This is a genomic window from Ruegeria sp. ANG-R (assembly GCF_000813985.1).
Classification (GTDB): Bacteria; Pseudomonadota; Alphaproteobacteria; order Rhodobacterales; family Rhodobacteraceae; genus Ruegeria.
In genome coordinates this window covers 319,216-343,328 of sequence record NZ_JWLJ01000002.1, presented here as the reverse complement: position 1 = coordinate 343,328, position 24,113 = coordinate 319,216, and the positions used below count along the sequence as shown (strand labels likewise).

Here is a 24,113-nt window from a genome sequence, read left to right as displayed (position 1 = left end):
TTTCGTATTCGGAACAAAGATAGTTACCTGCATGTATTGTTGTGCTAATGTTGCTAAGGCGCTTCAGGGCGTGATCCCTGTATTTTTTGCCTAACAAAGATCTGCTTAGTAGCAACCCATTTTAGCCGATGACATTTGGAGTTCCGAATGCACCATACTTTGGCTCCCTTATATCGCCGACGTGAGCATAAACATCTTTCACGTACACAGATTAAGCAATGCCAACTACCCAGGCCTTGTCTGCTTGACGCAAAAACCTCCCCCCTTATCAACAGAGGGCCTCCGTCATGGCCCTAAATACCGCCGCCCTAAAATGGAGCGTGACCCGCCTCATATCCGGCCCAGGACCGAATATTCGCAGCCTGGCAAGCGATAGCTGGGAAATCTGCCCTTCAGACGTCACGAACATCCCTCCGGCAATTTACTTGGCCTCGTCGCTTGAGCGTATCACCGCACTGTCACCCTGGCGGAACTGGGAAACGGAACACCACGCGATTGAGGGCCGACCGACCGAGCACGCTGCGACACGCGCCTATCTTGTCAAGGATGTAACAATTTCAGGGTCGTTTCTCTTTCGTGGGACCGCGCGCGCGCAAGAGGGGTTCGGGTCGTTTAGTATATTGCAAACAAACGATAATCCACATGAACGCATTAAGGAGGCCTGCCTGACGTCCTGTTGGTCCGGCAGTCATTATTTTGGTGTTTTCATGCGTGCGTCATTGCCACAGGAAATGCTGCCTCAGCCGAGTGAAACGGCAATTTCGATGATGACAAAACCTTATGATCACGAGGCAGGGTATCGGCAATTGCTCCAATTGCCACTACCGAAATGCGTGACGTCTGCTCATGTCAAACGACTGATCCTATATACTGACTACGCTCACAACGCCTCAAAATCAGCACGCTTCTCCGAACTGCGCCGCCGTATGCGCGCATCGCTTGGTCCCGTCAGCAACAACCGGCCCGGCGCTTATCTCAAACGTGGAAACACCGGCGAGCGGCGGATAGTAGTAAATGAGAAAGCTCTCGAAGAGGTGCTTAGCGCCAAAGGCTTCGACATTGTCGAACCCGCCAAGCTGTCACCCTATGAGATTTCGCAGCGGTTGCTTGACGTGCCGGTGATCGTCAGCGTCGAGGGCAGTCATTTGGCGCATGGAATCTATTCGATTGCCGCAGGTGGGACGTTTCTGGTCTTGCAGCCCCCTAACCGTTTTGCCATGGCTTTCAAGGAGTTCACAGATCGTGCCGGGATGCAGTTTGCCTTTACTGTAGGTCATCCGGCGGCTAATGGTTTTAGCGTCGACATTGACGATTTGGAACGCACATTAGATCTTTTGTGATGACTGCCGATGAGAGTGCCTGCAGAGAATTAATTCTGTTGCCCAGCCTGAAAGCAAGGCGCGGCGCGCAAGGCCGCCTTGTAGTGACACGGAAGTTCCTCGAAGGGGCCGCGCAATATGCCCGGACCTGGCCGGGCCCGGTCACCTCGCTCGTTGCGTTGGACACAAGGCCTGGGATTGATATGGACCAGGTTGAAGTAGCCCCGGACATTCTTGAAACCGGGTTGGAATTGCGCCCCGAGAACAAGGCCGCTTTGGCGGCGCGCTTGTCCAATGCGGCAGTCGTGCTGGCGTTGTTGTCTCCTGATGAAACCGATACGGTTGCGTTGTGCCGACAGATCGGTCTGCCGGTTGTATTCGTCTCCGAGTATTCCCCCCGGACAGAACTACAGATCATCAACGTAACAACACCCAATCCTCTGCGCAGATTGCGGCGCAGACTCTATGTGATGGGCGCTGAACGTAAGCGTCGCCGGCTTGCGCGCGACTATGCGGCGGGGCTGCAATGCAATGGCACCCCGACTTACGAAATTTATGCGCCAATAGCACCGGATGCATTCCTGTATTTCGACAATCGCGTGCGCGCCAAGGACGTTATTGACGATCAAATGCTTGAGGCAAAATGCACTCAAATGAACAAGGGTGCACCTCTTCGTTTGGTGTTCGGAGGACGCCTAAGCGCCATGAAAGGCGTGCTGGAGCTGCCACAGGTTGCTCAAGCCCTCGACCGGCTCAAGGTGCCTTATCAGATGGACATCTACGGCAGTGGCGACCAGGAAGAGGTTTTGAGGCACTGCATTGCGGAACGCGCGCTATCTGACCGCGTGGTGGTGCATCCACCCGTCGATTTCAGCTCGGAATGGATTCCGTTCTTAAAACAGAATGCCGACCTTTTTGTGTGTTGCCACCCACAGGGCGACCCTTCAAGCACCTATACAGAAGTAATGAGCTGTGGCGTACCCATAGTGGGGTATGCCAATGAGGCATTTGCCGGGGTCGTCAGTGAATCGGGCGCGGGCTGGTGCGTACCGCTGGGCGATGCGGCAGGCCTTGCTGCGCAAATCGAGAAGCTGCATAACGACCGCGCAGCCCTGCGTGAAATGGCCTATCGAGGGCGCAACTTTGGGGCCTCGCACTGCTTTGAGCCTACCTTTCATAAACGAGCAACCCACCTGATCCGAGCCAGCCGACTGCCACAGGCGCTAAAATCTCAGTCGCTAGAAGGTCGCACGGGAATATAAGTACTACCCGCTCTTGGTCCGGCGAGTTTACAATTGCATTATGACGCTGAAACGCGCAGCTTTTTTCGTGCAGACGTAGGATATAAAGTGTTTCCACCCAAAGCATTTATAATTGGCGCACAAAAGTCCGGAACAACATACTTGGCGGGACTTCTCGATCAGTCCCCTCAGATTTGCGTTTCTGACCCTAAAGAGCCCCATTTTTTCTCCAGGCACTTTGATAAGGGCCTCGACTACTACAGATCCTGCTTTCCAAACCCTGACGCACAAGTATTAGTCGATGCGTCGACCACCTATTCCTTTCTGCGTCCCCTGGACCAGATAGCACTTCCAGAAGCACCCGGCGTGGTTGAACCGGTGCCGGAACGCATCGCTGAACTGCGCCCGGATGCGCGTATTATCTATATTCTCCGGCATCCTATCGAGCGGGCGATGTCTGCGCTCAAGCACAAGTTGCGCAGTGTACCGGCCACCGATACACCTGTTCAACTCATTGACGCACTACGCGACGATCCGATGTTCGTATTGATCGGACGATATGGAGACCAGATAGAACGTTACCTAGAGGTCTTCGACAGGGAACAGATATTGCTCCTGAAATTTAACGATCTGCGGGAGAACCCAGCCTCAGTTGTCAACACGTGCCTGAAGTTTCTGGAATGCACGCCCTTCCAAGTTGACACAGAGCGCAATCCAGAAAGCCAACACGCGGCGTCGAGCTATAACGCGATTGGGCGCATGTTTAGGAGGTTACCCCCTGGCTTTGCATCCGCCCTCAAAAAGGGCCTGCCAGCACCCATGATGCGTCAAATGCGCAGTTCGATCCAAGCGCCGGCGCAGCAGATCGAAATTGGAGACAGGTCCGAGGTCATGAAACTTTTTTCTGACGACCTTGAGAAGCTAAGGCGCCTGACGGGAATAGTGTTCTCTTGATCCATCGCATCGCCAAAAGGTTGACGCTGTGTGCCAAAGTGACACGTGCTTGCTGGTCCGACTTGAGGGATCTGATGCCGCCAACTCAAAAGGCTTAAGGAGGTCTTGGCGTGGCCTGTTCGCTGCTCAGATCCGCGCTAATGTGCTGGCCCATCCCGACGTGTACTACAGATTACCTTGACGGTTTGCCGTCATCATGGAAGAAAATTGAAAGAGTTTCTTGAAGTAATGCCTCGTGCTTAATGAATTCGGCACGGTTAATTAGTTTTGAATAAGAGGTAGATGTGGCTGCTCTAGAGCGCCTGATGATCCGAACAAAGGGGCAAGAACAAAGGCTGGCTTATGCCGTGGCGTTCCTTGCCGTTCTGCTCTGCTGGACTTTAGTCTTTATAGAAGGCGGGCGAGAGAAATCCCTCGACGAGTCGGATTTTCTCGCTATTGCACAAAACTTGGCATGGACGGGACGTTTTTCGGAAACCGGTGATCTTCCGACAGCCTATCGCGCACCGGGTCTGGTGTTTTTTCTTGCACCAGTAGCGGGTCTCGGAGGCGGCCTGTTGGAAGCCCGTCTCGCAAATGCGGTCCTCTTGGGGCTCAGCCTCGTCGTTCTGTTTCATATCGTACAGCGCCATGCTGGCCCTCTTGCTGGGTTGCTGGCTGTTGTTCTCGTTCCGACATCGCCCGCGATCATCTATGCTGCTACAACGCTTTATCCGCAGACACTCGCCACCTTTCTGCTCCTCCTGACAATACTATTTCTCGACCGGCTAACTTCAGCACATAGTTGGCACAGGGCGATCGCGACGGGCCTGTGTTTTGGCCTGCTGATCATGACTGTGCCAATATTCTTGTTGCTGTCTCCCATACTGATCGTATGGGTGATTTGGAACGTTGCGCGACCATGGCAAACGGTACTGGTATGCGGCCTCATAACTGCGTTGATTATGTCATCCTGGACCGCCAGAAATTATGTAGCGTTCGACGCGTTCATCCCAATCTCGACCAGTTCCGGCTACAATCTGGCATTCGGCAATGCGCCAAATGCCAAGTATGATACAAGCCTGAACATCAGATTGCCGGAATACATCTATACCGGATTGACGGGTGCGAACGAGGTCGAAGCAAACCAGTTTCTGACAGAGGCAGCCTTCCGTGAAATCGCAGCGGACCCGGGGCGCGTGGCCTGGCTTTACCTGGGTAAATTCTTGCATTGGTTCGACTACAGCAACAAGCTGCTGTCCGACAAAGTCATTGAGGGCGGCGCTACACCAATAAAAGTTGATGCGCGAGAGACAATCCTTCTGATCAGTTATGCGATTTTGGTTCTGCCGCTTCTGGCTCACCTGCTCTTGCAGCGTCAGGCCCCTTTTCGAAGGATCGAGTGGCTTTTTCTGGCATTCTGGATCGGTGGAGGGCTGGCTTACGCCATTTTCTTTACACGGGTCCGCTTCCGCCTGCCTTTTGACTGGTTGATCTATGCGTCCAATGCGATGTTCCTAGCGGCATTGCTAGAGCAGAGACTTCGGCGCCTTACCGGCCGGTAGTCAGGCTTCTGAGATTTAGCTTGATGCGGGTGCACACTCATTCAGGTGGCTTGTTGATCCGGGAATCCGCAGCCACGGCGTGTAGAACGGCGCTGGTTACAAATGCCAACCTACAAATTCGACTGTATGCCTCTCAGACAACAACTATACGAAGTGACTTAACCCGGGCGAAATGAGCAACCACCATACCGAAACAGCCAAAGAGTAGCCATGGTGCGACAGCCGGTCTATCAATGTAAGGTTATAAGACTTATGGAATTGAACTGTGTATTTGAATGACATTTTCTTAGTATTGGGTCCGGAGATGGTGACGGAACCATTTGGGAGTACGACTTCAAAATGCTAAACTGGCATCCAGATGTTTTGGCAGTTGATCTCGACGGCACGTTGCTGCGATCTGACATGTTGCACGAAAGCTTCTGGGCGGCATTTTCGGCGGATTGGCGCACCCCGCTTCGAGCAGCCAAAGCGCTGAAAGCTGGAAGGTCGGCGCTCAAACGCGAACTGGCAGAGCGGGCTGATATCGACGTTACCACCCTACCCTATGATCAGATGGTCATTGACTATGTAAAGCGGTGGCGCGCCGCAGGAGGGCGCACAGCGCTGGTTACCGCAAGCGATCAGGGCATTGCCGACTGTATTGCGGCACATCTGGGTATCTTCGACGAAGTGCACGGGTCAGACGGCATTCGTAATCTCAAAGGGGCAAACAAAGCAGCCTTTCTAGCGGAGCGGTTCGGCTCGGGGCAATACGCTTATATGGGAGATGCCACGGCGGATTTACCCGTCTGGAAAGACGCCAGTCAGGCGGTCACGGTAAATATCTCACCTTCTCTGCGCAGACGTGCAGACGCGCTGAAGACCAATGTTGAACATCTTCATACCACACAGACTGGCTTCTCCTCGTATCTTAAAGCGATCCGGCCGCATCAGTGGTTGAAGAATGTTCTGGTATTTTTGCCCGCTCTTGCAGCGCACGATATTTCGGCTGCGGCGTTTCTGCAAAGCCTTGGTGCGTTCATCGCGTTCTCGCTCATTGCATCCAGCGTATATGTCACGAACGACCTTCTGGATTTACACGCGGATCGGGCACATCCGCGAAAACGAGAAAGGCCTTTCGCATCAGGCGCGGTACCGATTGCGCATGGCGGATTGATGTTGCTGCTCTTGATTGGCGCAGGCACGGGTGTGGCAGCTCTTCTGGGTTGGCCCTTCATGTTGGCAATGGCCGCGTATTTTATTATCACAACAGCCTATTCGCTTTCACTGAAACGACGTGTAATCATCGACATCTGTGCGCTGGCCACTCTTTACACCATGCGGATCATTGCCGGGGGTTTGGCAACCGGCATTCCGTTGTCGATATGGCTTTTGGTTTTTTCAATCTTCTTCTTTTTCTCACTGGCTGCGGTCAAACGGCAGGCCGAGTTGGTCGACAACGCAGCTCGCGGTAAGTTGCAAGCGACAGGCAGAGGATACCGTGTCGAAGACCTGCCCGTTGTCTCGATGATGTCAGTGGCGTCTGGCTACGTGTCGATACTGGTGATGGCGCTTTACATCAACTCACCAAGCGTAGCCATTCTCTACTCCGAACCTCTGTTCTTAGGCGGTGTCTGTGGCATCTTGTTCTATTGGATATCGCGGATTGCAATGCTGACGCACCGGGGACATATGCATGACGATCCCGTCGTCTTCGCGGTGCGTGATCGCACAAGCCAGATTTGTACTTTCCTGATGATCTGCTTTGTCATCGGTGGGGCACTAGTATGAGCGTTGAGGTCCTGATATTCCGGTACACGGCGTTCGCTATACTGGCAACCATAGCCAATCTGGGAACGCAACGATTAGTCTTGTCTGTAAACGCTTCGGCATGGGGTTTCGGGGCGGCTGTCTTTTGCGGTACACTTGTGGGTCTCGTGATCAAGTACTTTCTGGACAAGCGCTGGATTTTTGCTGATGTTTCACGCAGCATTCGGGCTCATGGCCGAAAGTTCACGCTCTACACGGCTATGGGAGTTGTCACGACTTTGATTTTCTGGACAACAGAAACCGCGTTCTGGGCGATCTGGAAAACCAACTTGATGAGAGAGATCGGAGCCGTGATCGGCCTGACCTTCGGATACGTAATCAAGTACCATCTGGACCGGCGCTTTGTATTCACGGATACCAAGAGAGCGAACCCAGCATGACACTCGCAGGATGGGGCAGATTTCCCGTCTTCCCGGGCACAACCGAGGCCCCGCGAAACGAGGCGGAGTTGTGTACGATCGTGGCGGATCAGGTCGTCATTGCGCGTGGCAATGGCCGCGCCTACGGGGATAGCGCGATCGGATCGGACAAGACCATTTCGATGCGCCACTTCAACCATATGCTGGCCTTTGACGCCAACTTGGGGGTGCTGGTCGCTGAGGCAGGTGTGCTTCTGGCGGATGTGATTTCGACCTTCCTACCCCGCGGCTGGTTCCCTGCGGTGACACCCGGAACAAAATTCGTCACGCTTGGGGGCATGATTGCTGCAGATGTGCATGGCAAGAACCATCACAAAGAGGGCAGCTTTGGCGCCTGTGTGGACTGGATCGACGTCATCACCCCGGGTGGAACGATTGAGCGCTGTTCGCGGCAGGAAAACGCCGAGCTTTTTAACTGGACCATCGGCGGCATGGGCCTGACCGGCATTATCCTGCGCGCCGCCCTCCGTTTGCGCCCCGTGCAAAGCGCATGGATTCGCCAGACTTTGCACCCGTTGCATAATCTTGATGCCGCGCTCGACGCCTTCGAAACTACCCAGGATGCGACGTATTCGGTGGCATGGATTGATTGCCTGAGTCAGGGAGAGAGCCTCGGTCGATCGCTTTTGATGCTGGGAGAACACGCCACTGGGGCCGAATTGACTGGGGATCGGGCGCGCTATCCTTTCGAGACCCCTAGGAAGCGGAAGTTATCGGTGCCCTTTGACTGCCCTGCGCGGATGCTCAACAGCCTGTCGGTACGGACATTCAACGGGCTTTATTACTGGAACGGATCTCGGCAACGTGGCGAAACACTAGTGGATTGGGACAGCTATTTCTATCCGCTGGATGCCATTTTGGGTTGGAACCGTATCTATGGGCGAAAAGGATTCATACAGTTTCAGTGCGTGCTGCCGTTGGAGCAGTCCAAAGCAGGCTTAACCGCATTGTTGCAAGCCACTTCCGCTGCGAAAGCAGGATCATTCTTGGCAGTGCTCAAACGGTTCGGTCTGCAGGACAGCGCTTTTTCTTTCCCGATGCTCGGCTACACACTTGCCTTGGACTTCCCGGTCAACCAGCGGACACTTTCGCTGATGACCCAACTCGACCGCATCACAATCGAGCATGGCGGGCGATTTTACCTCGCTAAGGATAGCCGGATGCCTGCAGATACCCTGCACCGCTCCGACCCACGTGCCACAGCGTTTGCGACGCATCGAGAAGCATCAGGTCTGAGCGGTAGTTTTCGTTCCAAACAATCAGAAAGGCTCTGCCTATGACCAACGGTGCAGTGCTGATTTTGGGTGCACGTTCTGACATCGGTCTCGCGATTGCCCATAAATTCGCCAAAGACGGCCATCCGGTGCAACTCGCGCTGCGCGATCCTGCACAATTGGAAACGGCGCAGAAGGATCTAAACCTGCGATACAACGTGCCTGTTACTCTTCATGCCTTCGATGCTCTGGCGGTCGACACTCATGCAGCATTCATCGACGAGCTGCCCAAGTTACCTCAGATCGCCGTCTGTGCCGTAGGGCTTATGGGGGATCAGATCGAAAACGAGCAGGACGTGACTGCCGCCGTGACGGTAATGCGGTCCAACTATGAAGGGCCAGCGAGCATACTAGCCCTGTTGGCTAATCGCTTCGATCAACGCGGCTCGGGGCAGATCGTCGGCATTAGTTCTGTCGCAGGATTACGTGGGCGTGCGACCAATTATGTTTATGGCTCCGCGAAGGCCGGCTTCACCGCGTTTCTCTCTGGTTTGCGCAATCGCATGGCATCGCGGAATGTTCATGTATTAACGGTTCTGCCCGGCTTTGTCGCAACGCGCATGACCGAAGGCATGGATCTGCCAGCGCGTCTCACCGCCGCGCCGGAAGAAGTGGCGCAGGCTATTGCGCGCGGGTTAAACAAGGGTCGCAATGTGATTTATGTACGATCGATCTGGCGCTTGATTATGACAATTATCGTCCTCATACCGGAAACAATATTTAAAAAACTCAGGATCTGACTAGAAATTACGCGCAAAGGACTCAGCGTAACCACCAGTCAGCACGCTAACTTCTTTGTAGATCCGCCCTTTAATGCAATACAGGTAACGCGAAGCTTAAAATAGCCGGAACCGATGCCCACCACTTACGGCGGTGCAGGTTTCGGATCAAAATCATTACAAATTTATGGATGCGCGTTTTTGCGTATTTGGTGCCCTTTACACATTTTGAATAGGAGTATGCCATGAACATTTCCGCCAAGATCGACGCAGCGCTGGATGACGAATTCGTCGCCGCCTTCGAGCGCGACGGTTATGTCGTGCTGCGCAACTTCCTTAGCGAACCGGCACTTGATGCAATGCGTCAAAGCCTGAAATCAATCTTCGAGGTTTACGCAGAAGAAGATGAGCAGATTTTCGACACTGTTGAGCGTCTTGCAACCAAGGAAAAGGAACTTTTCTACCGGATCTACAAGTTCATCGCAAAATCCTTCTTGTCGCTCTATCCTGTGCGACTTGAATGCTTGCCCGTCGTAGAAAAACTGTTGGGTGGCAAAGTTCACATCGATATCGGTTCAGCGGTGATCTTCGCACCGCCGGAGAATACGCGCCTGACATGGGGCTGGCATCAGGAAACGACATATGATCCGGATATGCCCGAAGCACTTCATTTCAGCTTTCCAATCTTCGAGCCCGCCCGCGTCGAGAACGGCTCTATGAGCGTTTTGCTCGGGTCACACAAACTGGGCACCCTGCCCTACGACAAGATCAAGCTGGCCGACGATGCCGCAACCAGTCTTGTACCAAGGAACATGGAGCAGTGGTGCCAGGACTACGAAGAAGTCCCTTTTGTTGCTGATCCGGGAGATATAGCGGTTTTTCACAATGATTTGATCCATCGTTCAAACACGAACCTCTCCGGTCGCTCACGGATCACGGGCTTGGTGCGAATTGCGCGGATTGATGAGTTACCAAAAGCAGCCAGTTGGATCGACGGAAAAGTGTATTGAACACTGAAACGGCACCCTTCGAATGGCGAGTGATACCGCTTAGAGACAAGGCAGACCACCACTCATAAGTTTGCCCCTCTCATGGCGCCGAGCCATATTATAGCGCGCGCAACAGTCCGCGCCACCACTCGTCAAGGTTGCTTTAAAGGGCCCGTACCTGTAAATCGTATAGGCAACTGTTATCTTGTTACTACCTGTCCCGTTACGAGTTCTGACTATGTCATTCGTTCAAGAACACTCTGCATTCCAGGAGAAGTCGGGGAGCTTCATCGGATGGGGGCCCTTTTGGCTCCTTGTTGCGACCATTGCTGGATTTGTATTTTTCGTCGAAGGCATTCAGGCGCTTCTGAATGCGTGGCAACTTCCTGAATACAGTCACGGCCCCTTAATACCTGTTTTGTCCGCGCTGTTGTTTTTGCGTCAACTCAAAACCGTACCAGAGAATTATGGCGCGGCCGACTGGCGCTGGGTGGGTTTTGCCGTTCTCGTAGTCGCTCTATTGCTTGGGCTTCTCGGAAAGTTTGCCACGATTGATGATATCGTCGCTTATGCGCTCATACTATGGGTAGGCGGGCTGTTATTGATCAGCTTCGGATGGAGCACAGGCAAGCATTTCTGGCCACCCGTATTGCATCTTGTCTACATGCTGCCGCTTCCCGGTGTGATCTATTTCAAGATGTCGAATTGGTTGCAGTTTATCTCCTCGGAACTGGGGGTATGGTTTCTCAAGCTTCTGTCGGTGCCTGTATTCCTGGACGGCAATATAATTGACCTGGGCGTCACCAAACTACACGTGGCCGAGGCGTGTTCAGGACTGCGTTATCTCTTTCCTATTCTGAGCTTTTCTTACGTCTTTGCCGTACTCTACCGAGGCCCGGTCTGGCACAAAGCTGTCCTGCTGATCTCGGCCGCCCCGATCACAGTTGTCATGAACTCTGTCCGGATCGCGGTCGCTGGATACATCGTCAACTATTGGGGTGTAGACTGGCTGGAGGGGTTCACACACTTCTTTGAAGGTTGGGTGATTTTTCTGCTTTGCATCCTTGTTCTGTTTGGGTTGGCAAGGATCATGCTGCTCTTCAACCGAGAAAAGATGACGCTGGTCGATGCTCTGGATCTTGATACCAACGGGCTGGGCAGGCAGTTTATGCGTTTGCGGCTTGTTCAACCTTCTGCCGCACTAATATCCGCCGCTCTGATTTTTATTGCCGCTGCGATTGTCTGGCAAACCCTCCCGCAGCGCGGGGATCAAGTTGCAACGCGTGACACCTTCGCAATCTTCCCCCGTCATCTGGGCGACTGGCGCCAGCAGGGATCGCAACAATTCTTGGATTCTAGAATCGAAGAAGCCCTGGCCGCAGACGACTATCTGCAAATAGACTTGGCAAAGGAGGGATTGGCGCCAGAAGTCAGTCTGTTCATGGCATGGTATGACGATCAGAGCCAAAATGGTGTCCACTCTCCCGAAATCTGCCTACCGGGCGCCGGTTGGGAAATCGCCTGGTTTGAAAGAACAGATATCGGGAAGCTCGTTAACAGTGAAACACCCTTCAACATAAATCGTGCAATCATCCAGAAGGGCGAGCTGCGCATGATGGTTTATTACTGGTTTGAACAGAAAGGCCGCCGCATCGCCTGGGATTTTGCCGCGAAATACTGGCTAATGATGGACGGAATTCGCACCGGTCGAACCGACGGCGCGCTTGTACGTCTGACAACAGTTATTGAACCCGGAGAAAGTGATGCTGCCGCAGAAGCACGCCTTCAGGATGTTGTAGACAACCTGTCACCGATCCTACCGCGTTTCATCCCATTGTGACCGTTGATCATTCATGAGCCACAAACGATGCCATGCCGTAAATAACGGCATGAGAACATCTAAGTAAATCGGTTACAAATCTCTTTGCGGCAACCACTAACTCGTGTTCTTCTGGAAGCACACGTCAGGCTGACATGACATAATTGAGATCCGTCCTTTGGAAGATGTGTCATTTAATTCGACTGAAAGGGAGCATATAATGCCCGGCACGTTTTCTTCGAGTCAGCCATCGTCTCAGCGCCCGACAAGAAATCTAGATACTGCAAGCCCTGGAAATTTGGAAATTCCCGCGAATGCCGGCCCCAGATTGAACCTCTCGACTGATGGTATGATCCACCCGGCATCCATGGTGGGTGACGCTGGCGAAACAGTCTGGGATCAACCTGCCGACCCTGAAACCTCCGTAAAGATCAATGTGACCCGAAGCGACCATCGCGTTGCACCAGAAGGTGTCTTCTTTGACCTCACGCTGTCTGGTTTTGACACGAACACCCTACCATCGGGTCAATATGATCCTAGTTTTCACGACAAATATGTCTTCTGGGACTATGGTGACAGCTACGCGTTCACAGCCCCGGTGAACGTTCTGATGATGGACGAGGCTGACGGTGGCAACCGGGCTGACAGCAGGTTCAGCCGTGGACCATTGGGTAGCCACGTCTACCGTGCACAAGGAAGGTATACAGTGCGTGTCGCCGTGTTTGAACCGAACAGCGACAAGTGGGGCCACGGCACGGTATCAGTCGCTGTTGGTAACCCGGATACCTTCTTTTCCGGCTCGGCAACGCTCTATGTCAATACGACCGGGGACTTCTCAAATGCTCCCGCCGGAGCGCAGGCGACGAGAAGCCTCGAAGCGGCATTGACGAAGCTGGGCAGGGCTCAGACGCCGCATCGGATCGTCCTTGAGCGCGGGCAAACGCATACACTCAGCAAGCAATTCACGTTTCGACCGCCATCCTCGGCCTCTGGCGTGAGTTTCCGGATCGAGGCGCGCAGCGGTAGCGGCTCGAAACCGGTTATTACGATTTCACCCGGGTTCTCTGGCTTCTCTGTATTTCAGGATTTAGCTCTTCGCGATGCGGTTGGCGCAGACAGCGAAACCGTGCTGCGCGATATCGAATTTCGCGGGCTTTGGGATGTAGCCACCGAAACGGGTGTAAGAATGGAGTTGATCCGCTTTCCACAGGATAGATCAGCCACAACCGTTATCGACAAGTGCACGTTTAGGGGTTGGGGCCTTACCCTTCACGCAACAGACGGTACAAACACTTTTGGGAAACGATCCTTCACCAATGATTTGCGCTTCGGGAGCATGGGCGACTACGCCATTCTGGATGGGTCGCTTGGATATTGCGCGATCACCGGCTGCGGCTTCATCCAAGATGTCGACGCTTTGGCTGGCGGGCCCAAAGACAACAAACACAACACGCACGGTCCCCTGCGAATTGGCGGAGCTCTCAAATCGAATATCTGGGCCTGTGATTTTTACAGCGCAACGGGCTGGTCGGGGACGCGACAGTTCATTATCGCACAGCCCTGTTTGCGATGGAACACCGATTGTATTGTCGGCGCGAAACTGAATCTTCAGGCTTGTGCTTTGGAGTCACCATCCAACGTGATCTCGATCGAGACCGCAAATTCCAACCCCAAACCGAGCGCGATAGCCAATGAACGAGTACCCTGCAACGCTCTAGTGGAAGGCAACATTGGCGTGTCCGGCTGGCAGGCGCTTTTTTCATTGGGCATTGCCCATGGCGGAGTCACCCTACGCAACAACATTTTCGTTTTGGCCAACACAAATGGCTCTTTCGAGGGAGGTCCACCCATTAGAAAAGAGTGCTTTGTGAAGTTCGTGGGCGGGACTGAAAACATAGGAAACGTTTTGGCGCTGCCACAGCGTTTCTATAACAACACCTTCGTTAACCTCACGGTTAACGCGGCTCCGCTGCTAATCGATGCGATTGGCTTCACAAATGTGGTGGTGCGGAACAACCTGATGCACGAACCAAACGTGAACCCACCCAATACGCCCTTCGCGCCATTGGCCACGACACTGGCATTCACCTGCCGCTATCCGGGCTACCGGGACAAAAATACACCATTCACCAGCACCAACGCGACACCTCAGGACAGCGCGCAACTTTGGCGCCCTATGATTGGTTCACGGGCTTTGGGTGACGCAATTTTTGAACCAAATACAAACCTGGATTTGACCGGTGATCTTCGGCCTGAGTATCCATCAATTGGCGCATTGGAAAGCGATTGAGCTCAACGCGCCATGAAGAGGTTAAAGAACGCCTGACAGTAAAGTATGCAGTTTGAACCACCTTTTCCTTGGCATTACGACTTTTGCGCAAGGCGATCATGACAAGTTCTGAAAGCCGCGACACAAGGCTTGTAGGTGGTAAACCTAAGTAGATGATGATTTTCTGAAGATCCCTTCAATTATACCCAAGAGACGGTTCCTTAATGATCGAGTCGGAAACCGATAGCTATTCATCAACACTCGTATACCAAATCTATACGTTTACGAATTGAAGAGCACCCAGTAGAGCGCGGATCATTTGTATTCTATGAGACCACGGGGACGGCCAGCCAAGCGGCGCAAGTGATATTCGATGATCCCGGCAGCTTCAGCAAACTTTCCAATACTTAGCAGCCAGGCCCTTTCCCACGCCGCACGAGACGCACCCTCTCGGACAGCAATCCGTAGTGCACGCACTGGATAAATTGCCAACAAAAATAGTGCCCATGGCGTAAGCAATGCTGTTAAAAGTATAATTGCAATCGGCACGCCTGCCCCCCAGCACAATGCACGACGAACTTGGTCCACACAATGACGCTCGGGAGCCGCTCCGTGCAACGTAGCTCCCTCAGCCCAGGCGTGGCCCGAGCGTCTGGCTCGCGACCAGAACTGGGCAAACCGCGTCATCGCAGCATCGTGCAAAGTCATTTCTTCGTCGATGCGCCAGATTTTCCAGCCAGTTGCACGTAGTCGAACACACATCTCGGGTTCTTCACCGGCGATCAGGGTCGGATTGTAGCCACCAATCGCATCCAATGCGCCCATCCGTATGAGCGCATCCCCGCCACATGCACGTCGCTCACCCACGGGAACATCCCACTCCCAGTCACACATCCGATTATAAAGCGTCGCTTCCGGGAAACGTTCCCGCCGGCGTCCAAAGACGACACCAACGCCAGGGTGATCAGCCAAAAAGGACTGTGCTGTTTGCAGCCAATCCGGCTGCAATTCACAATCACCATCCAGGAATTGCACCAGATCGGGACTGTCACCTTGTGTTCGCAGTCGATCAATCCCGGCATTTCTCGCCCGTGCGGCAGTGAAAGGCTGCGACATGTCAAGCTCTACAAGTTCAGCACCCATCTCCACGGCCGCCTTTTGCGAACCATCCGTTGAGCCGCTATCCACATAAATCACGCGATGGGCCGCTTGCACAGAAGACAGGCCCCGGATCAACCGCTCGCCTTCGTTGCGACCGATGATAACGACAGCAAGCGTCAACTCAGCACTTCCTCAATGTTGATTGCACGGGTCGGAGCCCCTGCTTCAGTTAATGCGCCGAGAACACTCCACGCCAAGACCGCTATCGCACCGTAGTTGCCGATTGCAACGGACATATCTGTAGTATTTGCGCTGCACCGCGGGATCGGGTTCGGCATCATCCGTCAAAACCATGAATATGCCGGCTGGCAGAACGCCGCTCCATTCGGCGCGTCTGTCGTGTGTATTTGCTGAGCGGCTCTGCAACCTTGGTTGTCGATGCCGCTTCAGGCATCGATGCGCCAGAAGCGGCTGTCATCGGACCGGAGCGCCGATAACCCAGGCGCACCGGGGCAGGATCAACCGCAAACTTCTCATCCGTCTCAGTGATACGTCCAAGCTCTAAGCGACCCCAGAGCGCACCCGCCATCAGCAATTTATCTGGCGTCAGTCCTGAATTAGGGATCAGGTCAATCACCGAAGCTGTGAGTACGCATCCGATGACGATGCTCTCCATACCGATCTCATCACGGCGCCAGCGCCACAAGAGCAAGATCACCGGAAAGATCAGCAACCCGAAACGCGCAAGAAAACCTGCCCAGCCGTAGACGCTCAGAGCGATAACCCACTGACCATCCACCACCGCGTAGTTACCGCCCCCTATATATAGATTCCGACCCCAAGTCCCCCAACCAAAGAAGGGGCGCTCCTCGGCGCGGGCCAGCAAAAGTTCCTCGGTATTGAGGCGAAACTCCAGAGAAGCCGCGCGTTGCGCACTAATTTTTTCAACAAGTGTCAGTATTTCGTCAAGAGGAACCAGTCCCAAGCCCCGAAGTAGTGGATAAATAGTTACCACAATGGCCAGCCCAGCGGCGGCATATATCAGGATACGACGTGGTGCGAAAAGAATGATCGGAAAAAAAAACAGCGCAATCATCAGCGCTCCAAGCGATTTGCTGGCCACCAGCGCGATAAAAATAGCCGCGCCTGCCATCAGAAATCTCACCCGAATTTTACCTGTATTGATCCTCGCGAGGCCGAGCGTAAGAAGCAGCGCTGCCGATAAAAAAATACTAACCTGCAACCCATGGCCGAGAAAAACAATCGGGCGAAACCCGGAGCTACGCACATGCTGGACCCAGCTGTGCGGAAAATATCCATAAAGTGATCTGTTGATCTGAGGCGACATGCGAACCTCGAACAGAACCAACGGAACATAAAGAAGGGCTCCAATACAAAAGCAAAGCAACAAAAGCCGCTGGGCGTCTGGATGAGCTAGAAATTTCCGGCCTAAAATCAGCGGAATAATCAATACCAATGCCTGTAAGGTTTGGGCAGCGATATCAGTTATAGGCACACCCGGGATGACAACCGTGCCCCCAAAAAGTTGCCTTCTCCAATTGTAGACATCGGTCTCAACAATCGGATCGCGGTTAGTTAAAACCGTCATAACAACGCCAAAAAGCAAAAGCGTGACGAGTATCCGCGGCACCGCTGCCACAGGGAGCCATCCCGGTAGCCATGTTGTTACCTGTTGCTGCCCCCGCCCTCTTTGGTTCTGGTTGCGAAGAACTGCCAAACAACAAAGCAACAGCGCCATGTAGGCTGCTACCGTATGTTTGTTTAGCTCGTAAAAAAGCGGCAGGTCGACCGCGCGGCCCGTTGGCAAAAACAGGTAACCGCCAAGGACTGTCACAATCAGCGTGATCTCAACAGTGCGGCCCCTGCACAAGAAAAACGCGATCAAAGGCCAGCTCAGGATTACTAAGACCGGGGGTATCAAGGCATACTCCCCCCGTATGAGCGCAGCGCCAGAGAACGCTCCAGCGAAAGCGGTGCGCCTATCGGTTCTGATCTGTTTTGCAGCCTATGGCACATTGCAAAACCCAAACTCGCAAAGACAACTTAGCAACAGTTTATCCTTGGGCGTTAGATTCCCCTATTGGTTTTCGGTGTCCAAATCGGCTTCCTGCAACCGGGCCCGCGCCTCCTGCGCCCGGATGATCTGAGGGCGGGTGTCATTCGCCTCTGCGAGTTCGAGCACGCGTTGGTAAGTCGCCAGCGCCTCACTAGGCCGGTCAAGGGCGGCATAAACCTCTGCCAGATGGTATTGTACAATGGGGTCCTGCGGCACACCGGCGGCAGCACTTTCAAGATACGATAAGGCTGTTTCAAGGTCACCGCGTCGGAATGCCAACCAGCCATAGGTGTCCTGGAAGGCGGGCACATCAGTATCACGCAATCGCCGTGCAATCGCCCAAGCCCGCTCAACACTCTCGGGGTCTTCGTTATAAGTCACCAGAAGACTGGCAAGGTTGTTAGCGAAGATAACGGACTCGGAGTTCTTGGCATAAAGTTTTTCATAGATGGCGATGGTCGCATCAATGTCGCCGGCGCGTTCCAACTCGCCCGCCTTGGCCCACAAAAGAACCGGAGCCTCTGGTGCGGCTTTCAACGCTTCGTCAAGCAGCGCGCTGGCAGCTGCGGCGTCACCATCAATCTGTGCGATCCGATAAAGCTGCTGCCAGACCTTTGCCCTGGTCGGGTCCTCAGACACCAAAGTGCGCATGAGTGTCCGGGCAGCTTCCAAGTCACCGGTTCCCGCAAGAGTATTGGCCAGCAGGAAACGCCGCTCGGGATCTTCCGGGGCATCCGCGACCAGTTCTTGTGCTGTCTGCAGCGCCGCTTCATGTTGCCCTGCTGAGAGCTGCGCCCGCAGCAATACAGCCTTTTCTTGAATGCCTGCATCAGCACTTTCGACCAGTTCCTCGAGATAAGTCAGCGCCGCCTCTGTCCCCTGTTGGCTCGCCAGCAATTGAACCTGAAGCCGGTTTGCAGCCGCCTCAGATGTCTCGGAACCAATCTGGCGTAACTGACGAACCGCCATTGACGCCCGCCCGAAGTCATTGGTGGCGAGATAGATGTCCCCCAAAAACGATAGAATTTCCACGTCCCGTGGAGTACGGCGCAAACCGGACAACAGAACCTCTTCGGCGGATGCGTAGTTGTCAGACGCCGCAAGCATCTGTGCATAGCGCAAAGACGTATCCGGAGCGCTGTCAGACACATCCACAGCTTGAGCCAAGAAATCGCGCGCCAAATCGTGACTTCCGGCACGAATATGTGCGTCGGCCATCAGACCCAGCGCCTGCACATCTTCGGGGTCGACATTGAGTGCGCGGCGCAAATCAGAGATGGCACCATTTGTGTCGTCCGCACCAATGAGACGTGTAGCCCGCATCTTGAGCGCTTCTACGTCATCTCCGTCAGCTGCCAGCACCTCTTCTACCAACTGCTGCGCCCCGGCACTGTCACCGTTTATAACCAACATCCGGGCGAGAGATAGACGAGCTTCGTTGGCCAAATCCAAAGCCTCCGTATCCTCGCCGTTTTGATGGAGGATTGACTGTAGATCCGAGATTGCCTTGTCGCGATATCCGTCTTCGAAATCAAGTGTCGCCCGCAGTATGCGAAGCTGGTCCGGCTCTGGATAAACATCAAGCGCCGCATCTATCTCGGCACGGGCGGCGTCGTTGCCGTGTACTTCTTTGAGGAACCGCACAAGGCTAATGAAGAAAGTGGGATCGGGGTTGGCGGGATCGCCGATGGAGCGTAAATAAGTCTCAGCCCCCTCACGATCCCCGGTTGCTAGCAGAAACTGCACCAGTGCCCCCTTGGCATCGGCGTCCTCTGGGAAACGTGCAATCACTTCGCGCAGATGCCCCTCCATTACATCGCGATCGCCAACACGTTGCAACAATAGCAACCGCTGATCATAGTAACTGCGGTTTTGAGGTGCACGCGCGATCATAATATCAAGCTGCGCCAGCGCTTTTTCCGGATTGTTGGCGCGGAGGTAGCTGTCAAAAACAACATGTTCCAGCAGGTTACTCTCCGGCATCTCAGCAGCGAGGCTCTTGGCCCGCATCGCCAGAGCCTCGATAGCAGGCCTATCTTGCTCAAGGATTGCGTCACGATATTGCAAAGCGATATCGACAGGTTGGCTGCGGGCTGCATCCGGCGCTAATTCCACCACCTGTTTCCCGTGACGGGTGAACTCATCCCAATCACCCGCACCAAATGCCAACTCTGCAAGCGCCGTCCGCCCGTCTATATCGTCAGGCACCTGTTCGATCAGTCGGATATATTGACTATAGGCGCCCGCGACATCGCCGTTTTCTTCCATGACCTGAGCCATGGCGCGCCGGGCCTCCGCATGGTTGGGAACAAGTTGGAAGACGTTGCGTAATTCAACAATCGCCCGATCCAGGTCACCGATTTCGATCAATTCTTGCGCCGAAACAAAATGCGCTTCAGCGCGTTCCTCTGCGGTTTTGCAGGCGGTAAGTGCTATGCACACACCTAGGATCAAAGCACTTTTGCGAAAAGGTCGAATTAACACGTCACAAACTCCGAAAAATGTTTAACTGCACAGAGGCGCAGAATACTCGTTCAAGTTTAGTCGAGCTATATACCAGATATGGACGCGACAACACCAAAAACGGGTTGCTTCAAAGGAAGTTGAGGCGCTTCAATGGGTGCATAAACCCATATGCGCAGCCAGAAATGTCGGGTCTGATACATAGAGGACAGCGCGCTACCGACGTGATGCCCTGACGCACGAATGCTGATACAAATGGTTCTGCAGGTGTCATATTGTCCACGCTACGCAACACTAATTCGTGCATATCAACTTAAGCGCCGCGTCGGGTTTGCCACCCAAGTAAGCTGAAACATGCAAACAATATGGCTGCAACGCAGACGATAGATGGGCCTGCGGGCGTATCGAACATGTAAGCAGCCCTCAGCCCGGCGGCGGTCGAAAATGCGCCGATTACAGCCGCAATCAGGGCCATCGACTCTGGCGACCGCGCCAGACTGCGTGAAGCGGCGGCGGGAATGATCAGCATCGCAGCGATCAAAAGAACGCCCACCACCTTGATGGCAACGGCTACGGTGACTGCAAGACACAAGGTCAGTATCAGCTGCTCTCGCTTGGGGTCGAAGCCGCTGGCATAAGCCAGTTCCTCATTCAACGTCGCCGTAAGGAGTTGAGACCAGCGCCACGCGATCAGGACCACTACGAGAGCGGCACCGCCCCAGATCACAATCAGGTCCGAGCGCGACACGGCCAGGATGTCGCCAAACAGGTACGCCATGAGGTCGATACGAACCCCGGACAGAAACGAAACGGCTACAAGACCGAATGCGAGCGCAGAATGCGCCAGGACCCCCAGCAGCGTATCCATCGCATATCCACGTCCGGACAGCAGCGTTACGGTAAGCGCCATGGCAAGCGCAACCGCCAGCGCCCCTGCAAACACCGACAATTGAAATGTCAGTGAAAGCGCGACGCCAAGGATCGCCGCATGTGCGGTGGCGTCCCCAAAATATGCCATCCGGCGCCAGACGACGAAACACCCCAGCGGTGCTGCGGCAAAAGCGACGCCAATACCCGCAAGTGTTGCGCGCGTCATGAAATCATCAAGCATTATTCTGCCGCTTCCCGAGAGGTCTCACAGTGGTCGTGATCGTGGTCGTGATCATGACGGTAAAGGGCCAAAGCGCCACCCGTGCCCGTCCCGAACAGCGCCCGGTATTCGGGAGCCGAGGCCACAACGGCGGGGGAGCCTTCGCAACACACATGCCCATTGAGGCAGATGACCCTGTCCGAGGCGCTCATAACCACATGCAGTTCATGACTGATCATCAGAATGGCGCTGCCGGTTTCACGCCTCACCTCTTCGATTTGCCGATAAAACGCCGCCGATCCCGGTTGGTCGAGCCCTTGCGTTGCTTCGTCCAACAGCAAAACATCAGGCCGATTGATCAAAGCCCGGGCCAGCAATACCCGCTGAAACTGCCCGCCGGACAACTGTGACATCTGGCGCTTCAAAAGATCCGACACCCCCGCGACCTCAAGCGCTTCTTCGCATTGCTTTCCGGAAACGCGGTCGGTCAGACGCATGAATCTTTCGACCGAGATCGGCAGAGTCGGGTCAATGTGCAGTTTCTGCGGTACATAACCGATTTTCAGGCCCGGTTTCAGCGAAACCAGTCCCGCGGATGGTTTGGCCGCACCGATGATGGCACGCAAGAGGCTGGTCTTGCCTGAACCATTCGGACCAACAATCGTGACGATCTCTCCGGCCTCGACTGTCATATCGACATGACGCAGAACGGTATTCGCGCCATAACGCACGCTGAGGTTCTCAACGGTGATCAGGGTCATGTCTACGCCTTTTCGGTGCAGTCCGGGCAGAGTCCCTCGGCTTCTACTACCGTTTGTTCGATTTCGAAACCCGCTGCACGCGCAGCTGCGCCAAGAACGCCCGGCACCGGCGCCGACTGCGCTTCGGCCACGGCGTCGCACTTTCTGCAGATCATAAACGCCGGCGAATGTGTCGCCCCCGGGTGAGAACAGGCAACAAACGCGTTCAAGCGCTCGATTTTGTGGACGAACCCATTCTGGACAAGGAAATCAAGGGCCCGATAGGCGACGGGCGGCTGAGATCCAAAGCCCGCTTCGCGCAGGCGATCAAGAACGCTGTAGGCCCCAAGTGCCCGATGCTCCTGAAGCAGCATCTCAAGAACTTTCCGCCGGACAGGGGTCAGACGCAACCCGTCCTCCTTGCACCGGGCTTCTGCGTTGGCCAGCGCTGTCTCAACACAATTCTTGTGGTCATGTTCCTGAAATCCTACCGGCGCCTTGTCGCTGGCCGGACTGGGATGCGTCTCGCTTGTCATGTTATTCCATATCATGTATTCCGCCGGTAACGTTATAAAATCACACAGAGGGTCTGATGTCCAGAAAGCTTCTCCCAGTATCGATCACCGCTGCGTTAATGGGCGGAACCGCCATGGCAGATGTTCCCAACGTCGCGGTCGATATCGCACCGGTTCATTCGCTGGTCGCTCGTGTTATGGAGGGTGTCGGAACACCTGATCTGATCATTCCGCCGGGTGCGTCACCACACGAATACAACCTGCGGCCTTCGGAAGCTGCGGCGCTGCAAAATGCTGATTTGGTGTTCTGGGTAGGCGACGACCTGACGCCCTGGTTGGACGGGGCTGTCGAGACACTCAGCGACGGCGCAACCGTCACGGCCTTGCTTGAAGCGGACGGTACCGTTGTTCTGGATTTCCGTGAAAATGCCTTGTTCGAGGCGCATGAACATGGGGATCACGGCGACCATGGACATGAAGACCACGATGATCACGACGATCACGGCCATGATGACGAACATGCCGAAGACGGTGGGCATGATCACGACGACGATCATGGCCACGATGAACACGCAAAGGATGATGATCACGATCATGCGGACGAGCATGACCATGATGATCATGACGACCATGATCACGATGATCACGCGAAACATGACGGCCATGATGACCACGCCGGACACGCGCACGGCGCGCATGATCCTCATGCCTGGCTCTCTCCAGCGAACGCAGAAACCTGGCTGAACCTGATCGCAGCTCAGTTGTCCGCGGCCGACCCCGACAACGCGGGCACTTACTTTGCAAACGCTGCAGCCGCGCGCGAGGAAATGGCCGCTCTGTCAGCAGAGGTAACCGAAACCCTCGAACCGGTTCGAGGCGGCAGCTTCATCGTGTTCCACGACGCTTATCAGTACTTCGAAGATGCCTTCGACTTTCCGGCCTCGGGCGCGATTTCAATTGGCGATGCCTCCGACCCGAGCCCGGCTCGCATTGCTGAAATTCAGGCGCGCATAAAGGATGAGGGTGTCAATTGTGTCATGACCGAACCGCAATTCAATCCCGGCATCGTGGCCACCGTTCTGGATGGGACCGACGCCAAGACCGGTGTGATCGACCCGCTCGGGTCCGATCTGGAACCCGGAGTGGCGCTTTACCCGCAAGTCATCCGCAATATGGCCAAAACACTGGCCGAATGTCTCTAACTCGACGACCTGCCCGGTCGGAACCGCATTCCGACCGGGCTTATGGTGGTCAGAGTAAAGCAGTTAGCCGGTTCGCGAATATGCTGAAGGAGCGATGCCCTGACCCGCCCACAAAATTGCTCCTCAAGCACCTAAGCCCCACCACCCTTCGCAAAATACTGCATCATGATCGGGGTGCTTGTTGTTCCTTTTTCTTTTGCGTCATGGCTTCACATAACAAATCATGCAGCAGACAGAGACCTCTCAACTGGCATTCGCAAAGAGCGACGGATACCACCCCCTCCTGCTTCGGGCAGCGTCAAAACCACCGCAGTGACCCGCATCCTGAAAAATCGCGAAGACCTCTACGTGTAGCAATCTGAAGTCATAATTGGTTCGGCTTGCAGTCACCGAACCAAAGCCACTTTAAGCGCAAGAAACAAATAAACGGGACAAAGGCATAGAGCCGCGCATCGGGCAAGACTTGATGCTCTTATCCAGCCAGATCGCAACCGCATCGAAGCAAGTTTTGACCGAAGATGAATTTCCACTTCATGAACGCCATATCGAACAGTGAGGTTGGAGGCTTT

18 protein-coding genes are annotated in these 24,113 nt (G+C 54.4%); 12 read left to right on the top strand and 6 right to left on the bottom strand.

Going from position 1 to position 24,113, the window contains the following annotated elements; translation table 11 throughout:
- Positions 1 to 287: 287 nt before the first annotated feature.
- The 11 genes from RA27_RS10310 (at position 288) to RA27_RS10260 (ending at position 14,377) form a co-directional block, all read left to right on the top strand.
- Entirely contained in the window at positions 288 to 1,340 is a 1,053-nt protein-coding gene (locus RA27_RS10310; RefSeq protein WP_039538072.1) for a glycosyltransferase family 61 protein, read from the top strand.
- Positions 1,341 to 1,522: 182 nt separating this feature from the next.
- Entirely contained in the window at positions 1,523 to 2,581 is a 1,059-nt protein-coding gene (locus tag RA27_RS10305; RefSeq protein ID WP_193746499.1) for a glycosyltransferase, read from the top strand.
- 87 nt (positions 2,582 to 2,668) lie between these two features.
- The gene (locus RA27_RS10300) at positions 2,669 to 3,514 is read left to right on the top strand and encodes a sulfotransferase domain-containing protein (protein ID WP_193746498.1); all 846 of its coding nucleotides are present in this window, start codon (positions 2,669 to 2,671) and stop codon (positions 3,512 to 3,514) included.
- Positions 3,515 to 3,798: 284 nt separating this feature from the next.
- Complete coding sequence (locus RA27_RS10295) at positions 3,799 to 5,058, top strand: glycosyltransferase family 39 protein (protein WP_152610687.1); 1,260 nt, start codon at positions 3,799 to 3,801, stop codon at positions 5,056 to 5,058.
- A gap of 339 nt (positions 5,059 to 5,397) precedes the next feature.
- Complete coding sequence (locus RA27_RS10290) at positions 5,398 to 6,828, top strand: UbiA family prenyltransferase (RefSeq protein WP_039538061.1); 1,431 nt, start codon at positions 5,398 to 5,400, stop codon at positions 6,826 to 6,828.
- Complete coding sequence (locus RA27_RS10285; protein ID WP_039538058.1) at positions 6,825 to 7,247, top strand: GtrA family protein; 423 nt, start codon at positions 6,825 to 6,827, stop codon at positions 7,245 to 7,247. Before RA27_RS10290 ends, RA27_RS10285 begins: the two co-directional genes overlap by 4 nt.
- Complete coding sequence (locus tag RA27_RS10280; RefSeq protein ID WP_039538055.1) at positions 7,244 to 8,566, top strand: FAD-binding oxidoreductase; 1,323 nt, start codon at positions 7,244 to 7,246, stop codon at positions 8,564 to 8,566. The genes RA27_RS10285 and RA27_RS10280 overlap by 4 nt, the downstream gene beginning before the upstream one ends.
- The gene (locus tag RA27_RS10275; protein ID WP_039538053.1) at positions 8,563 to 9,300 is read left to right on the top strand and encodes an SDR family oxidoreductase; all 738 of its coding nucleotides are present in this window, start codon (positions 8,563 to 8,565) and stop codon (positions 9,298 to 9,300) included. Before RA27_RS10280 ends, RA27_RS10275 begins: the two co-directional genes overlap by 4 nt.
- Positions 9,301 to 9,524: 224 nt before the next feature.
- Positions 9,525 to 10,289, top strand: coding sequence for a phytanoyl-CoA dioxygenase family protein (locus tag RA27_RS10270; protein ID WP_039538050.1), 765 nt, complete (start codon positions 9,525 to 9,527; stop codon positions 10,287 to 10,289).
- A gap of 217 nt (positions 10,290 to 10,506) precedes the next feature.
- Positions 10,507 to 12,108, top strand: coding sequence for a VPLPA-CTERM-specific exosortase XrtD (gene xrtD, locus RA27_RS10265; RefSeq protein ID WP_039538048.1), 1,602 nt, complete (start codon positions 10,507 to 10,509; stop codon positions 12,106 to 12,108).
- 307 nt (positions 12,109 to 12,415) lie between these two features.
- Positions 12,416 to 14,377, top strand: a complete 1,962-nt coding sequence (locus RA27_RS10260; RefSeq protein ID WP_152610686.1) for a hypothetical protein — start codon at positions 12,416 to 12,418, stop codon at positions 14,375 to 14,377.
- 294 nt (positions 14,378 to 14,671) lie between these two features.
- On the opposite strand, the gene RA27_RS10255 is transcribed toward RA27_RS10260, so the two are convergent.
- From RA27_RS10255 to RA27_RS10230, 6 genes are all read right to left on the bottom strand, one after another.
- Entirely contained in the window at positions 14,672 to 15,637 is a 966-nt protein-coding gene (locus RA27_RS10255) for a glycosyltransferase family A protein (RefSeq protein WP_039538042.1), read from the bottom strand.
- Positions 15,638 to 15,794: 157 nt separating this feature from the next.
- On the bottom strand, positions 15,795 to 17,363 hold the full coding sequence (locus RA27_RS10250; RefSeq protein WP_039538039.1) for a hypothetical protein: 1,569 nt from the start codon (positions 17,361 to 17,363) through the stop codon (positions 15,795 to 15,797).
- Between the two features lie 192 nt (positions 17,364 to 17,555).
- Positions 17,556 to 19,976, bottom strand: coding sequence for a tetratricopeptide repeat protein (locus tag RA27_RS10245; RefSeq protein WP_052265249.1), 2,421 nt, complete (start codon positions 19,974 to 19,976; stop codon positions 17,556 to 17,558).
- Between the two features lie 334 nt (positions 19,977 to 20,310).
- Entirely contained in the window at positions 20,311 to 21,108 is a 798-nt protein-coding gene (locus RA27_RS10240; RefSeq protein WP_039538036.1) for an iron chelate uptake ABC transporter family permease subunit, read from the bottom strand.
- The gene (locus RA27_RS10235) at positions 21,108 to 21,848 is read right to left on the bottom strand and encodes a metal ABC transporter ATP-binding protein (protein ID WP_039538033.1); all 741 of its coding nucleotides are present in this window, start codon (positions 21,846 to 21,848) and stop codon (positions 21,108 to 21,110) included. Before RA27_RS10235 ends, RA27_RS10240 begins: the two co-directional genes overlap by 1 nt.
- A gap of 2 nt (positions 21,849 to 21,850) precedes the next feature.
- Positions 21,851 to 22,363, bottom strand: a complete 513-nt coding sequence (locus RA27_RS10230; protein ID WP_039538219.1) for a transcriptional repressor — start codon at positions 22,361 to 22,363, stop codon at positions 21,851 to 21,853.
- A 56-nt stretch (positions 22,364 to 22,419) separates the two neighbouring features.
- Here RA27_RS10230 and RA27_RS10225 point away from each other — a divergent pair, with 56 nt between their 5' ends.
- Positions 22,420 to 23,544: a zinc ABC transporter substrate-binding protein gene (locus RA27_RS10225; protein WP_039538030.1), complete on the top strand. Its 1,125-nt coding sequence runs from the start codon at positions 22,420 to 22,422 to the stop codon at positions 23,542 to 23,544.
- Positions 23,545 to 24,113 lie beyond the last annotated feature (569 nt).

Bases quoted from the DNA above. Each gene is read 5' to 3' on its own strand.
- RA27_RS10310 (WP_039538072.1), top strand. From the start codon at position 288: ATGGCCCTAAATACCGCCGCCCTAAAATGGAGCGTGACCCGCCTCATA.
- RA27_RS10305 (WP_193746499.1), top strand. From the start codon at position 1,523: ATGGACCAGGTTGAAGTAGCCCCGGACATTCTTGAAACCGGGTTGGAA.
- RA27_RS10290 (WP_039538061.1), top strand. From the start codon at position 5,398: ATGCTAAACTGGCATCCAGATGTTTTGGCAGTTGATCTCGACGGCACG.
- RA27_RS10285 (WP_039538058.1), top strand. From the start codon at position 6,825: ATGAGCGTTGAGGTCCTGATATTCCGGTACACGGCGTTCGCTATACTG.
- RA27_RS10280 (WP_039538055.1), top strand. From the start codon at position 7,244: ATGACACTCGCAGGATGGGGCAGATTTCCCGTCTTCCCGGGCACAACC.
- RA27_RS10275 (WP_039538053.1), top strand. From the start codon at position 8,563: ATGACCAACGGTGCAGTGCTGATTTTGGGTGCACGTTCTGACATCGGT.
- RA27_RS10270 (WP_039538050.1), top strand. From the start codon at position 9,525: ATGAACATTTCCGCCAAGATCGACGCAGCGCTGGATGACGAATTCGTC.
- xrtD (WP_039538048.1), top strand. From the start codon at position 10,507: ATGTCATTCGTTCAAGAACACTCTGCATTCCAGGAGAAGTCGGGGAGC.
- RA27_RS10240 (WP_039538036.1), bottom strand. From the start codon at position 21,108: ATGCTTGATGATTTCATGACGCGCGCAACACTTGCGGGTATTGGCGTC.
- RA27_RS10235 (WP_039538033.1), bottom strand. From the start codon at position 21,848: ATGACCCTGATCACCGTTGAGAACCTCAGCGTGCGTTATGGCGCGAAT.
- RA27_RS10230 (WP_039538219.1), bottom strand. From the start codon at position 22,363: ATGACAAGCGAGACGCATCCCAGTCCGGCCAGCGACAAGGCGCCGGTA.
- RA27_RS10225 (WP_039538030.1), top strand. From the start codon at position 22,420: ATGTCCAGAAAGCTTCTCCCAGTATCGATCACCGCTGCGTTAATGGGC.